Annotated in this window: 13 protein-coding genes; 11 read left to right on the top strand and 2 right to left on the bottom strand. The window is 60.5% G+C overall.

What is annotated here, in order from left to right:
* On the bottom strand, positions 1-292 hold a 292-nt coding region (locus GIW48_RS24755; protein ID WP_236490681.1), incomplete at its 3' end, for a hypothetical protein.
* Between GIW48_RS24755 and GIW48_RS24750 the strand changes: the two genes are divergently transcribed.
* Together GIW48_RS24750 and GIW48_RS24745 are read left to right on the top strand one after the other, a co-directional pair.
* Positions 291-545: a hypothetical protein gene (locus tag GIW48_RS24750; protein WP_017138621.1), complete on the top strand. Its 255-nt coding sequence runs from the start codon at positions 291-293 to the stop codon at positions 543-545. The genes GIW48_RS24755 and GIW48_RS24750 overlap by 2 nt on opposite strands.
* Positions 546-575: 30 nt before the next feature.
* Positions 576-1145, top strand: coding sequence for a lipocalin family protein (locus GIW48_RS24745; protein ID WP_017138620.1), 570 nt, complete (start codon positions 576-578; stop codon positions 1143-1145).
* A gap of 160 nt (positions 1146-1305) precedes the next feature.
* Here GIW48_RS24745 and GIW48_RS24740 read toward each other — a convergent pair whose 3' ends face one another.
* Positions 1306-2670, bottom strand: coding sequence for a formimidoylglutamate deiminase (locus tag GIW48_RS24740; protein WP_236461258.1), 1365 nt, complete (start codon positions 2668-2670; stop codon positions 1306-1308).
* Positions 2671-2817: 147 nt separating this feature from the next.
* Between GIW48_RS24740 and hutC the strand changes: the two genes are divergently transcribed.
* From hutC to hutH, 9 genes are all read left to right on the top strand, one after another.
* On the top strand, positions 2818-3528 hold the full coding sequence (hutC, locus tag GIW48_RS24735) for a histidine utilization repressor (protein ID WP_017738808.1): 711 nt from the start codon (positions 2818-2820) through the stop codon (positions 3526-3528).
* Positions 3525-4085 carry a HutD/Ves family protein gene (locus GIW48_RS24730; protein WP_170039041.1) on the top strand — a complete coding sequence of 187 codons (561 nt, stop codon included), beginning with the start codon at positions 3525-3527 and terminating at the stop codon, positions 4083-4085. Before hutC ends, GIW48_RS24730 begins: the two co-directional genes overlap by 4 nt.
* 341 nt (positions 4086-4426) lie before the next feature.
* Complete coding sequence (hutU, locus tag GIW48_RS24725) at positions 4427-6112, top strand: urocanate hydratase (protein ID WP_236461256.1); 1686 nt, start codon at positions 4427-4429, stop codon at positions 6110-6112.
* Between the two features lie 170 nt (positions 6113-6282).
* Entirely contained in the window at positions 6283-7728 is a 1446-nt protein-coding gene (locus tag GIW48_RS24720) for a purine-cytosine permease family protein (protein WP_017138615.1), read from the top strand.
* A gap of 69 nt (positions 7729-7797) precedes the next feature.
* Positions 7798-8763 carry an ABC transporter substrate-binding protein gene (locus GIW48_RS24715; protein ID WP_017138614.1) on the top strand — a complete coding sequence of 322 codons (966 nt, stop codon included), beginning with the start codon at positions 7798-7800 and terminating at the stop codon, positions 8761-8763.
* 72 nt (positions 8764-8835) lie between these two features.
* On the top strand, positions 8836-9687 hold the full coding sequence (locus tag GIW48_RS24710; RefSeq protein WP_236461254.1) for an ABC transporter permease: 852 nt from the start codon (positions 8836-8838) through the stop codon (positions 9685-9687).
* Positions 9684-10508 carry a quaternary amine ABC transporter ATP-binding protein gene (locus GIW48_RS24705; protein ID WP_017138612.1) on the top strand — a complete coding sequence of 275 codons (825 nt, stop codon included), beginning with the start codon at positions 9684-9686 and terminating at the stop codon, positions 10506-10508. The genes GIW48_RS24710 and GIW48_RS24705 overlap by 4 nt, the downstream gene beginning before the upstream one ends.
* 136 nt (positions 10509-10644) lie before the next feature.
* A complete protein-coding gene (locus GIW48_RS24700) occupies positions 10645-12168 on the top strand; it encodes an HAL/PAL/TAL family ammonia-lyase (RefSeq protein ID WP_236461252.1) in 1524 nt (507 codons plus the stop codon).
* A 31-nt stretch (positions 12169-12199) separates the two neighbouring features.
* Positions 12200-13738, top strand: a complete 1539-nt coding sequence (gene hutH, locus GIW48_RS24695; protein ID WP_017138610.1) for a histidine ammonia-lyase — start codon at positions 12200-12202, stop codon at positions 13736-13738.
* Positions 13739-13788: the final 50 nt, after the last annotated feature.

Raw genomic sequence — 13788 nt, 5'->3', positions numbered from 1 at the left:
GGGTGTGGAGCGGATTACCACAAAAAGAAACCCTGTGGGCGGGGGGGGTTTGCGCCGTTGGGGAGGCGAAGCGGCCCCAAAAAGCTTGCGGGCGCTGCGCACCCGAACGGGAGCAAGCTCCCTCGCCACAGAAGCATTCAAGACTTGAAGTTTTGAATGAGAAGAAGCCCCGAAACGTTTCAGCGTTTTCGGGGTTTTTTTGTTTTTGCCCATCGGGAACCAGACACCTCTTTTCCCTTCTAAGCTTCTGGCAGATACCCCAGCTGCTTTGTCTCTCCAGGAGCTTTTCCATGTCTTTACGCCGTCTCTCCCTGCTGGCTTTTTGCGTGCTGTTAGCCGCGTGCAGCAAGGTCAATCAAGAAAACTACGCGAAGCTGTCGGCTGGCATGGCCAAGGCCGAGGTGGAGTCGTTGCTGGGTAAGCCGACCGATTGTTCCGGTGCGCTGGGCATGTCCAGTTGCACGTGGGGCGATAAAAACAGCTTTATCAGCGTGCAGTACGCCGGTGACAAAGTTCTGATGTTTTCCGGGCAAGGCCTGAAGTAAACCGGGGCGCGAGCCTGCGGGAGAAGAAGAATGATGCGTTTTGTTTTGTTTCTTTGCGCCAGTCTGTTTTTGGCGGGCTGCGCCAGCCATTCTGGCGATGATCTGCAACCCAAGACCGCGAGCAACGTCAACCTCAAGCGTTACCAGGGCACCTGGTATGAGTTGGCCCGATTGCCGATGTACTTCCAGCGTAACTGCGCGCAGTCCGAGGCTCGCTACACCCTGCTGCCGGATGGCGATATGTCGGTGTTTAACCGCTGCCTGACCACAGAGTGGAAGTGGGAAGAAGCCAAGGGCACGGCCACGCCGCAAGTGCCGGGCAAGACCGACAAGCTCTGGGTGGAATTCAATAACTGGTTCACCGCGCTGCTGCCAGGCGTCGCCAAGGGCGATTATTGGGTGCTGTACGTGAGTGATGATTACAAGACCGCCATCGTCGGTAGCCCGAGCCGGCGTTATATGTGGATCTTGTCGCGCACACCGACGGTGAGCGCCGACACCCGCGAAGACCTGCTGAGCAGGGCGCGCCAGCAAGGGTATGACACGACGCGACTGATCTTCCGCACGTCGGACAAGCAGATGGCGAAGACCTCGCAGTAACCTGAGGTCACCCTCAATCTAATGTGGGAGCTGGCTTGAATTGGGAGCTGGCTTGTGTGGGAGCTGGCTTGCCTGCGATGCAGACACCTGGGTGTATCCGTTACACCCAGGTGATGCTATCGCAGGCAAGCCAGCTCCCACATTTGTTTTGTGTCGGCTGTTAGCCCAGCAAGTCTCTCAGAACGTGGGTGAACGCCCGGCTGCTTTCTTCTTCGCCAGCATGATGCCCATCGCGCACCACCCATTTGCCGTTGACCAGCACATCGCGCACTTGGCGATCACCACCGGCGAACAACCAACGGTTGAGAATGCCATCCTCGGTCGCCGTCGCCAGGTACGGGTCATTGCCATCCAGCACAATCCAATCTGCCCGCTTGCCGACTTCCAATCGACCAATCGGCTGCCCCAACGCTTGGGCGCCGCCGTCCAGCGCAGCATCGAACAATGTGCGGCCAACCATCGGTTGATCACTGCGATACAGGCGGTTGCGTCGCTGGTCCCGCAGGCGCTGGCCATATTCGAGCCAACGCAACTCCTCCACCACGCTCAGTGACACATGGCTGTCGGAACCGATACCCATACGCCCGCCTTGAGCGAGGAAATCCACCGCCGGGAAAATCCCGTCGCCCAGGTTGGCTTCGGTGGTCAGGCACAAGCCGGCGATTGCCCGGCTCTTGGCCATACGCGTGACTTCATCGGCGTCAGCATGGGTGGCGTGTACCAGGCACCAACGTTCATCCACTTCAACATTGTCATACAGCCATTGCAGCGGGCGTTTGCCGCTCCAGGCCAGGCAATCATCGACTTCTTTTTGCTGCTCGGCGATGTGGATGTGTACCGGGCATGCCTTGTCGCTGGCGGCCAGCACCTCATTGATCTGTTCGGGTGTGACGGCACGCAATGAGTGGAAACACAGGCCCAGTTGCTGCGCTGGCTGCGCCGCCAGAATGGGCTTCAGGCGTGCTTGCAGGTCCAGGTAATCTTCGGTGCTGTTGATAAAGCGCCGCTGGCCTTCATTCGGCGCCTGGCCACCAAAGCCGGAATGGGTGTAGAGCACTGGCAGCAATGTCAGGCCAATCCCACTGTTGGCGGCCGCCTGGCTGATCTGCCGCGACAGCTCCGTGCGATCGGCATACGCCTGGCCGCTGACGTCGTGGTGCACATAATGAAACTCGGCCACCGAGGTGTAACCGGCCTTGAGCATCTCGATATAAAGCTGGCGGGCGATGACCTGCAGTTGTTCCGGGGTGATCTTGCCGACCATGCGGTACATCAAGTCGCGCCAGGTCCAGAAGCTGTCATTCGGGTTGCCGGCCATTTCGGCCAACCCGGCCATGGCGCGCTGGAACGCATGGGAGTGCAGGTTGGGCATGCCCGCCAAAACCGGGCCTCTGAGCCGTTCGGCGTTGTCTGCGCTGGCATTGGGCTCAACCTGGGTCAGCACGCCATCGGCGCTGACTTCAAAGCGTACATCGTTGGCCCATCCATTAGGCAGCAGCGCGCGTTCGGCAAAGAAAGCGGACATGATCAAGGCACCCCGGTCGTGTGTTTATTTGTATATACATATACAGACGTTTGCCTGCTCGGTAAACTCCGGCAATCTATGCATCTTTTCCCCCTGCAAGGATTCCCTGTGCCGACTCCGCCCGCCAAGTCTTCGCTGGCTGCCCACATGGACGAAAGTCCGGCGCCCTTGTATGCCCGCGTCAAACAGATGATCAGCCAGCAGATTCTCAACGGCAACTGGCCGCCCCATTACCGCGTGCCGTCCGAGAGCGAACTGGTCAGCCAGTTAGGCTTCAGCCGCATGACCATCAACCGCGCCCTGCGTGAGCTCACCGCCGAAGGGTTGCTGGTGCGCATGCAGGGCGTTGGCACTTTCGTCGCCGAGCCCAAGAGCCAATCGGCGCTGTTTGAAGTGCACAACATTGCCGATGAGATCGCCTCCCGCGGTCATCGGCATACCTGCCAGGTTATTCACCTGGGCGAAGAGGCCGCCGGCTCCGAACGTGCTGTGGCCCTGGAAATGCGCGAAGGCGGCCGCGTGTTTCACTCGTTGATCGTGCACTTTGAAAACGACATTCCCGTACAAATCGAAGACCGCTTCGTCAACGCTCTGGTCGCGCCGGAATACTTGCAACAGGATTTCACCCAGCAAACGCCGTACGCCTACCTCAACCAGGTCGCACCACTGACCGAGGGCGAGCATGTGGTTGAAGCCATCCTCGCCGACGCTGCCGAGTGCAAGCTGTTGCAGATCGAGCCAAGCGAGCCTTGCCTGTTGATTCGCCGCCGCACCTGGTCCGGCCGCCAGCCGGTGACCGCCGCGCGTTTGATCCACCCCGGTTCCCGTCATAGCCTGGAAGGACGTTTCAGTAAATGAGTGAAGTGAAAGTCTGGCGCGCCGCCGACTACATCCGCATGCCATGGAAAAACGGCGGCGGCAGCACCGAAGAAATCACCCGTGACGCAGGCATTGGCCTGGATGGCTTTGGCTGGCGCTTGTCGATTGCCGATATAGCCGAATCGGGTGGGTTTTCTACCTTTGCCGGCTACCAGCGTGTGATCACCGTGATCAAAGGTGCGGGCATGGTTCTGACCGTGGATGGCGAGGAACAGCGCGGGCTGTTACCGCTGCAGCCGTTTGCGTTCAAGGGTGAAAGTGAAGTGTCCTGCCGCTTGATCACCGGGCCGATCCGCGATTTCAACCTGATTTATTCGCCCGAGCGTTACCACGCACGGTTGCAGTGGATGGATGGTGTGCAGCGGTTTTTCAGCACGGCGCACACGGTGTTGGTGTTCAGTGTGGCGGATGAAGTGAAGGTGCTGGGTGAAAAGCTCGGCCATCACGATTGCCTGCAAATCGACGGTAACAATGACCTGCTGGATATTTCTGTCACCGGCCGCTGCTGCGTAATCGAACTGACCGCACGCGGTTAAAAAACTGTGGGAGCAGGCAAGCCAGCTCCCACATTTGCTTTTCATTGCTCATAAGAGCTGTTTCCAGCCGCGCACCAATTTGTTACCGAACGCCCCAGCTTGGCGCGATGCCAGGCCGTCCTGAACAATGTCCTCGTCCGCAAACTCCCTCTGTAAGAAAATTCACCAAGCCTCAAAGCCTTAATTTCTGAGGCTTTCACGCACCTCCCAAAAAAATCTCACCCGCTCTCTCACCAAGTTGGCCGCTTGATTGCATATGCTTGTACATACAAGTAAAGATGTGTGCGTAAGACTCTCCTTCGCACCATCAATGTTCGCGCACCATGCCGAGGAGTCCAGCTGTGACCGATTTTTCGAAAGCTAAGCCTACAAAATACCGTGACGTCGAAATCCGTGCCGCCCGCGGTAACAAGCTCACCGCCAAAAGCTGGCTGACTGAAGCACCGCTGCGCATGCTGATGAACAACCTCGACCCGCAAGTGGCCGAGAACCCGAAAGAATTGGTGGTGTACGGCGGTATCGGCCGTGCGGCGCGCAACTGGGAGTGCTACGACCAGATCGTCGAGAGCCTCACCAACCTGAATGACGACGAGACCCTGCTGGTGCAATCCGGCAAGCCGGTCGGCGTGTTCAAGACCCACAGCAACGCCCCGCGCGTGCTGATCGCCAACTCCAACCTGGTGCCGCACTGGGCCAGTTGGGAACACTTCAACGAACTGGATGCCAAGGGCCTGGCCATGTACGGCCAGATGACCGCCGGCAGCTGGATCTACATCGGTAGCCAGGGCATCGTGCAGGGCACCTACGAAACCTTCGTAGAAGCCGGCCGCCAGCATTACAACAGCGACCTGACCGGCCGTTGGGTACTTACCGCCGGCCTCGGCGGCATGGGCGGCGCTCAGCCGTTGGCCGCGACGCTGGCTGGCGCCTGCTCGCTGAACATCGAGTGCCAGCAGGTCAGCATCGATTTCCGCCTGGCCAGCCGTTATGTCGACGAGCAAGCCACCGACCTCGACGATGCCCTGGCCCGCATCGCCAAATACACTAAGGAAGGCAAGGCCATCTCCATTGCCTTGCTGGGCAACGCGGCCGAAATCCTGCCGGAACTGATCAAGCGCGGCGTGCGCCCGGACATGGTCACCGACCAGACCAGCGCCCACGACCCACTCAATGGTTACCTGCCTGCCGGCTGGACCTGGGACGAATACCGCGCCCGCGCCAAAACCGAGCCGGCTGCCGTGATCAAGGCAGCCAAGCAGTCGATGGCCGTGCACGTCAAAGCCATGCTGGAACTCCAGAAACAAGGCATCCCGACTTTCGACTACGGCAACAATATCCGCCAGATGGCCCAGGAAGAAGGCGTAGAAAACGCCTTCGACTTCCCAGGCTTCGTACCGGCCTACATCCGCCCGCTGTTCTGCCGTGGCATCGGCCCGTTCCGCTGGGCTGCGCTGTCAGGTGACCCGCAAGACATCTACAAGACCGACGCCAAAGTCAAAGAGCTGATCCCGGACGACGCGCACCTGCACAACTGGCTGGACATGGCGCGCGAACGCATCAGCTTCCAGGGCCTGCCAGCACGTATCTGCTGGGTTGGCCTGGGCCAACGCGCCAAGCTCGGCCTGGCATTCAACGAAATGGTGCGCAGCGGTGAGCTGTCGGCACCCGTAGTGATCGGCCGTGACCACCTCGACTCCGGCTCGGTCGCAAGCCCGAACCGCGAAACCGAAGCCATGCAGGACGGCTCCGACGCCGTGTCCGACTGGCCACTGCTCAACGCCTTGCTCAACACCGCGAGCGGCGCGACCTGGGTTTCGCTGCACCACGGCGGCGGCGTGGGCATGGGCTTCTCCCAGCACTCGGGCATGGTGATCGTCTGCGACGGCACCGATGAAGCGGCTGAGCGGATCGCCCGCGTACTGCACAACGACCCGGCCACCGGGGTGATGCGTCACGCCGATGCCGGTTACCAGATCGCCATCGATTGCGCCAAGGAGCAGGGCCTGAACCTGCCGATGATCAAATAACGGCTGGCCTGGTTCCTGTGGGAGCTGGCTTGTGTGGGAGCTGGCTTGCCTGCGATGCGGGCGACTCGGTCTCTCGGCAGAACCGAGGGGATGCCATCGCAGGCAAGCCAGCTCCCACAGTAGAACCCGCAATCTGCACACCCAGAACAATCCATCAGAGGTTGACCAACATGGCTGCAAATGACACCACACCGTTGATCGAAAGGCGTTCGATCGACTACATCCCGGAAGCGGAAAGACACGGTCGTCTATTGAGCCAGTTCACCCTGTGGATGGGTGCCAACCTGCAAATCACCGCGATTGTCACCGGGGCCTTGGCCGTGGTGCTCGGCGGTGATGTGTTCTGGTCGTTGATCGGTCTGTTGATCGGCCAACTCATCGGCGGCGGCGTCATGGCGTTGCATGCGGCGCAAGGGCCAAAGCTTGGCCTGCCACAGATGATTTCCAGCCGTGTGCAGTTCGGCGTTTACGGTGCAGCCATCCCAATTGTGCTGGTCTGTCTGATGTACCTCGGTTTCACCGCGACCGGGACTGTGCTGTCGGGGCAGGCACTGGGCCAGTTGTTCGGGGTCAGCGACAGCGTCGGTATCCTGATTTTTGCCAGCGTCATCGTACTGGTCACCGTGCTGGGCTACCGGGTGATCCACTTTATTGGGCGGGTCGCCAGCGTCATTGGCGTGATTGCCTTTGTCTATCTGTTCAGTCGTTTGATGAGCCAGACCGACGTTGGCGCGCTTTTGCAGATCCGTCACTTCAGCTGGAGCAGCTTCCTGCTGGCGGTGTCGCTCGCGGCCTCCTGGCAGATCGCCTTCGGCCCTTACGTGGCGGACTATTCACGTTACCTGCCAAGCAAGACATCTTCGCTGAAAACCTTTTTCGCCGCCGGTGCAGGTTCGGTCATTGGCGCTCAGGTGGCGATGGTCCTTGGCGTGTTTGCCGCGGCCATGTCCAACGGGCAATTTGCCGGTCACGAAGTCGCCTACATCGTTGGGTTGAGTGGTACGGGCGCCACCGCTGCGCTGCTGTACTTCAGCATCGCGTTCGGCAAGGTCACCATCTCTACCCTGAACTCCTACGGCAGCTTCATGTGCATTGCGACCATCGTCAGCGGCTTCCGTGGTCGCCTTGAGGTCACCCGCCTGCAGCGTCTGGTGTTCGTGCTGGTGATTGTCGGCACTGCAACCCTGATCGCGTTGCTCGGCCAGCACTCGTTCCTCGGTGCGTTCAAGTCTTTCATCCTGTTTCTGCTGGCGTTCTTTACGCCGTGGAGTGCAATCAACCTGGTGGATTACTACTGCATCACCCGCGAGCGCTATGACGTCCCGGCTTTGGCCGACCCGAATGGCCGCTACGGTCGCTGGAACCTGCTCGGTATCAGCGTCTATGTGTTCGGCGTGCTGGTGCAGTTGCCGTTCATCTCTACCAAGTTCTACACCGGCCCCTTGGTTGCCGCGCTGGGTGATGTGGATATCTCCTGGATCATCGGCCTGGTACTGCCAGCGGCCTTGTATTACGTATGTGCGAAAAAATGGCACGGCACGGTGCCCGATCAACTGATCCTGCCAATAGAGCAGGGCGCTGCACCAACGACAAACGGGCTGGCTGCACAGGCCTGATGGGACGTGGACAGGGCAGGACGCCTACTGACTGCCGTAATCCATTTCAAGATTGGGAGCGTCACAACAATGAAGATGAATAAAACCTTGCTGGCCACCGTGTTATCTGCAGGCTTGCTGGCCTCTGCCGGCGCCCAGGCGGCGGGTTGGTGCGAGTCCGGCAAACCGGTGAAATTCGCCGGGCTGAACTGGGAAAGCGGCATGTTGCTCACCGACATCCTGCAAACCGTGCTGGAGAAAGGCTACGGCTGCAAAACCGATAGCTTGCCGGGCAACTCCATCACCATGGAAAACGCCCTGAGCAGCAACGACATCCAGGTTTTCGCCGAAGAGTGGGTAGGCCGCAGCGAGGTCTGGAACAAGGCCGAGAAGGCCGGCAAAGTTGTCGGTGTTGGTGCGCCGGTGGTCGGCGCCGTGGAAGGCTGGTATGTGCCGCGTTATGTGATCGAAGGCGACGCCAAGCGCAAGCTGGAACCCAAGGCACCAGACCTGAAAAATATCGCCGACCTGGCCAAATACGCCTCGGTGTTCAAGGACCAGGAAGAGCCCTCCAAGGGCCGCTTCTACAACTGCCCGGCCGGTTGGACCTGTGAGCTGGATAACAGCGAAATGCTGAAAAGCTATGGCCTGGAAAGCACCTACACCAACTTCCGCCCTGGCACCGGCCCGGCGCTGGATGCCGCCGTGCTGTCGAGCTACAAGCGTGGCGAGCCGATCCTGTTCTACTACTGGTCGCCAACCCCGCTGATGGGCCAGGTCGATCTGGTCAAGCTGCAGGAAAAGCCCGGTGTGGATAAAAGCGTGAGCATCAAGGTCGGCCTGTCCAAAACCTTCCACGAGCAAGCGCCTGAACTCGTGGCGGTGCTGGAGAAGGTCAACCTGCCCATCGACCTGCTTAACCAGAACCTCGGTCGCATGGCCAAAGAGCGGATTGAGTCGCCAAAACTGGCGAAAATTTTCCTCAAGGAACATCCTGAAGTCTGGCACGCATGGGTGAGCGACGACGCAGCCAAGAAAATCGACGCGGCCTTGTAGGTCAAGCGTGTCCGGCTACCCTCAAGGGCCAGCCGGGCACCCGGCCACAACCCACTGGATCGAGAGCACGCTATGTTTCCTGAGAGTTTTACGTTTTCCATCGCCGACTGGGTCAACGGTTGGGTGGACTCACTGGTCACCAACTACGGCGATGTGTTCCGGCACATCTCCGACACGCTGTTATGGGCCATCGTCAACCTGGAAGGCTTGCTGCGTGCAGCGCCCTGGTGGCTGATGCTCGCCATTGTCGGCGGCATCGCCTGGCATGCCACCCGCAAGGTGGTGACCACGGCGGTGATCGTCGGTCTGCTGTTCCTGGTGGGTGCGGTTGGCCTGTGGGACAAGCTCATGCAAACCCTGGCACTGATGATGGTCGCCACGGTGATCTCGGTGCTGATCGGCATTCCGTTGGGCATTTTGTCTGCACGCAGCAATCGCCTGCGGTCGGTATTGATGCCGCTGCTCGACATCATGCAAACCATGCCCAGCTTTGTGTACCTGATCCCGGTGCTGATGCTGTTTGGCCTGGGCAAGGTGCCGGCGATTTTCGCCACGGTGATCTACGCCGCGCCACCGTTGATTCGCCTCACCGACTTGGGCATTCGCCAGGTCGACGGCGAAGTCATGGAAGCCATCAACGCCTTCGGTGCCAACCGCTTGCAGCAACTGTTTGGCGTGCAACTGCCGCTGGCATTGCCGAGCATCATGGCCGGTATCAACCAGACCACCATGATGGCGTTGTCGATGGTGGTGATCGCCTCGATGATCGGCGCCCGAGGCCTGGGTGAAGACGTGCTCGTCGGCATCCAGACCCTCAACGTCGGCCGTGGCCTCGAAGCAGGGCTGGCGATTGTGATTCTTGCAGTGGTCATCGACCGCATTACCCAGGCCTATGGTCGTCCACGGCATGAGGCGAGCAAATGACTACTGTCAGCAAAATTGAAGTTAAAAACGTCTTCAAGATTTTCGGCAACCGCTCCAAGGAAGCCCTGGCGATGGTTGGTCAGGGCAAGACCAAGGACCAGGTACTGGCCGAGACCGGTTGCGTGGTCGGCGTGAACGACCTGTCACTGAGCATCGGCACGGGCGAGATCTTTGTGATCATGGGCCTTTCGGGTTCGGGCAAGTCCACGTTGGTGCGTCACTTCAACCGCCTGATCGATCCAACCAGCGGCGCGATCCTGGTGGACGGCGAAGACATCCTGCAACTGGACATGGAGGCCCTGCGCCAATTCCGTCGCCACAAGATCAGCATGGTGTTCCAGAGCTTCGGCCTGCTGCCCCACAAGAGTGTGCTCGACAACGTTGCCTACGGCCTCAAGGTGCGCGGCGAAACCAAGCAGGTGTGCGCCGAACGTGCGTTGCACTGGATCGAAACCGTGGGCCTCAAAGGCTACGAAAACAAATACCCGCACCAGCTTTCCGGTGGCATGCGCCAACGTGTAGGCCTGGCCCGCGCCTTGGCAGCCGATACCGACATCATCCTGATGGACGAAGCCTTCAGCGCCCTCGACCCGCTGATCCGCGCCGAGATGCAGGACCAGTTGCTGGAGCTGCAAAAGACCCTGCACAAGACCATCGTGTTCATCACCCACGACCTCGACGAGGCGGTGCGCATTGGCAACCGCATTGCGATTCTCAAGGACGGCAAGCTGATCCAGGTCGGCACGCCGCGCGAGATTCTGCATTCGCCGGCGGATGAGTATGTGGACCGGTTTGTTCAGCGCCGGGCGGCGGTGGTCTGATCCGGATCTTGTGGCGAACCGGCTGGCGCCATCGCAGGCAAGCCAGCTCCCACAGGGGAATGCATTTCAAATGTGGGAGCTGGCTTGCCTGCGATAGGGCCAGTGAAGCTGCACAAGCATTGAAGAAGGTATGAAGATGTCCCAGGCAACAAAAATCATCATCGCCGACGCTCCACTGCGTTGGCAGGACGTGGTCGCCGTCGCCCGCCACGGCGCCGTGCTCGAACTCTCGGGCCACGCCTGGGCGCGTATCGACAATGCCCAGGCCATCGTGCAACGCATCGTCACCAGCGGCGAACGCGCCTATGGTGTGAATACCGGCCTGGGCGCGCTGTGCAATGTGTCGCTCAAGGGTGAACAACTCAGCCAGTTGTCGCGCAACACACTGCTGAGCCACGCCTGTGGCGTCGGGCCGCTGCTGAGCGACGAACAGACCCGCGCGATCATCTGCGCAGCCATCATCAACTACAGCCACGGCAAATCCGGCCTGCACCCGCAGGTGGTGCATTCGTTGCTGGCGCTGCTCAACCATGGCATCACGCCGCAAGTGCCGTCCCAGGGCTCGGTGGGCTACCTGACTCACATGGCCCACATTGGCGTGGCCTTGCTCGGGGTTGGCGATGTGAGCTATCGCGGCCAGATCGTGACGGCGCAAGCCGCCTTAAAAGCCGAAGGTTTACAACCTGTGGTGCTCGGCGCCAAAGACGGCCTGTGCCTGGTCAATGGCACGCCGTGCATGACCGGCCTGAGCTGCCTGGCCCTGGCCGACGCGAATCACCTGCTGCAATGGGCCGACGTGATCGGCGCCATGAGTTTCGAAGCCCAGCGTGGTCAGATCGACGCCTTTGACGAAGCCATCATCGCCCTCAAGCCACACCCAGGCATGCAGCAAGTCGGCATCAACCTGCGTGCCTTGCTTGACGGCAGTGAAGTGATCGCCAGCAGCAAAGGCATCCGCACCCAGGACGCGCTGAGCATCCGCTCGATCCCGCAGATTCACGGTGCGGCGCGTGATCAGGTTGAACACGCCACGCGCCAGATCGAGACCGAACTCAACAGTGCCACCGACAACCCGCTGGTGCTCGGCACGCCGGACAACTACCGCGTGGTGTCCCAGGCCAACCCGCATGGGCAGTCTGTGGCGCTGGCGGCCGACATGCTCGCCATCGCCATGGCCGAAATCGGCTCGGTGGCCGAGCGTCGCCTGGACCGCCTGATCAACCCGCACGTCAGTGGTTTGCCGGCGTTCCTGGTCAGCAACCCTGGGGTCAACTCCGGGATGATGATCGTGCAGTACGTCGCCGCCTCGCTGTGCGGGCAAAACCGTCAGCTGGCGCAACCGGCGGTGCTCGACAATTTCGTTACCTCGGGCCTGCAGGAAGACCACCTGAGCATGGGCACCAATGCCGCGCTCAAGCTGCATCAGCTGTTGGCCAACGTCACGCAGATTCTCGCCATCGAGTACCTGCTGGCAGCCCAGGCGTTCGAGTTTTTGAAGGGCCAGCGTTTCGGCGCGGGTACTGACAGCGCCTGGCGTCTGCTACGCGAAAAGGTCGCACCTTACGAACAAGACCGTTGGTTGGCGCCAGATATTGCCGCCACCGCCGCGCTGCTCAAAGACACCGCTTTGCTGCGCTCAGCAATTCCCCATTTGCACTAAACACTTATTCAAAAGAACAATTCAAAGGAGCATGAATGTGACTGCGCTAAATTTGATTCCAGGCCAACTGAGCCTTGCCCAACTGCGAGCCATCTACCAGCAGCCGGTAACCCTCACTCTGGATGACAGCGCCACGGCGCAGATCGAAGCCAGTGTGGCCTGCGTGGAGCAGATTCTCGCCGAGAACCGCACCGCCTACGGCATCAACACCGGTTTTGGCCTGCTGGCCTCGACCCGCATTGCCAGTGAAGACCTGGAAAACCTCCAGCGTTCCCTGGTGCTGTCCCACGCCGCCGGCGTCGGTGAGCCGATCAGCGACGCGCTGGTGCGGCTGGTCATGGTGCTCAAGGTCAACAGCCTGAGCCGTGGGTTCTCCGGCATTCGTCGCCAGGTGATCGACGCGCTGATCGCACTGATCAACGCCGAGGTGTACCCGCACATTCCGCTCAAAGGTTCGGTCGGTGCTTCCGGCGACTTGGCGCCATTGGCGCATATGTCGCTGGTGCTGCTGGGCGAAGGCAAGGCGCGCTACAAGGGCGAATGGTTGGAAGCCACCGAAGCGCTGAAAGTTGCCGGCCTGACGCCGCTGACGCTGGCGGCCAAAGAAGGCCTGGCGCTGCTGAACGGCACCCAGGTATCCACCGCTTATGCCTTGCGCGGCCTGTTCGAAGGCGAAGACCTGTTCGCCGGTGCGCTGGCGTGCGGTGCCCTCACCGTGGAAGCGGTATTGGGCTCGCGCTCGCCGTTTGATGCACGTATCCATGCCGCCCGTGGCCAGCGTGGTCAGATCGACGCGGCCGCGGCTTATCGCGACCTGCTCGGCGAGAGCAGCCAGGTGTCCCAGTCGCACCAGAACTGCGACAAGGTGCAAGACCCGTATTCCCTGCGTTGCCAGCCGCAAGTCATGGGCGCCTGCCTGACCCAGTTCCGCCAGGCTGCCGACGTGCTGGTGGTAGAGGCCAACGCCGTGTCGGATAACCCGCTGGTATTTGCTGCCGAGGGCGACGTGATTTCCGGCGGTAACTTCCACGCCGAGCCGGTGGCCATGGCTGCCGACAACATGGCGCTGGCCATCGCCGAAATCGGCTCGCTGAGCGAGCGTCGTATCTCGTTGATGATGGACAAGCACATGTCGCAACTGCCGCCGTTTTTGGTCGGCAATGGCGGGGTGAACTCCGGTTTCATGATCGCCCAGGTCACCGCTGCGGCGCTCGCCAGTGAGAACAAGGCGCTGGCGCATCCTCATAGCGTGGACAGCCTGCCGACGTCGGCCAACCAGGAAGACCACGTGTCCATGGCTCCGGCTGCGGGCAAGCGTTTGTGGGAAATGGCTGAAAATACCCGTGGTGTACTCGCGGTTGAGTGGCTGGCGGCATGCCAGGGCCTGGACCTGCGCGATGGCTTGAAGACTTCGACCAAGCTGGAAAAAGCCCGCGGGATCCTGCGCGACAAAGTGGCGTTTTATGAGAAGGACCGCTTCTTTGCCCCGGACATCAATGCCGCCAGCGAACTGCTCGCCAGCCGCTGCCTGAATGAGCTGGTGCCGGCCAAGCTCCTGCCGAGCTTGTAACCGCAACGCAACCCAGTGTGGGAGCTGGCTTGCCTGCGATAGCTATCTGT

Source organism: Pseudomonas sp. PA-6-3C, from assembly GCF_021605825.1.
GTDB classification, from domain to species: domain Bacteria; phylum Pseudomonadota; class Gammaproteobacteria; order Pseudomonadales; family Pseudomonadaceae; genus Aquipseudomonas; species Aquipseudomonas edaphica.
The sequence above is the reverse complement of the archived record's forward strand: the minus strand, read 5'-3'. Positions and strand labels throughout refer to the sequence as shown.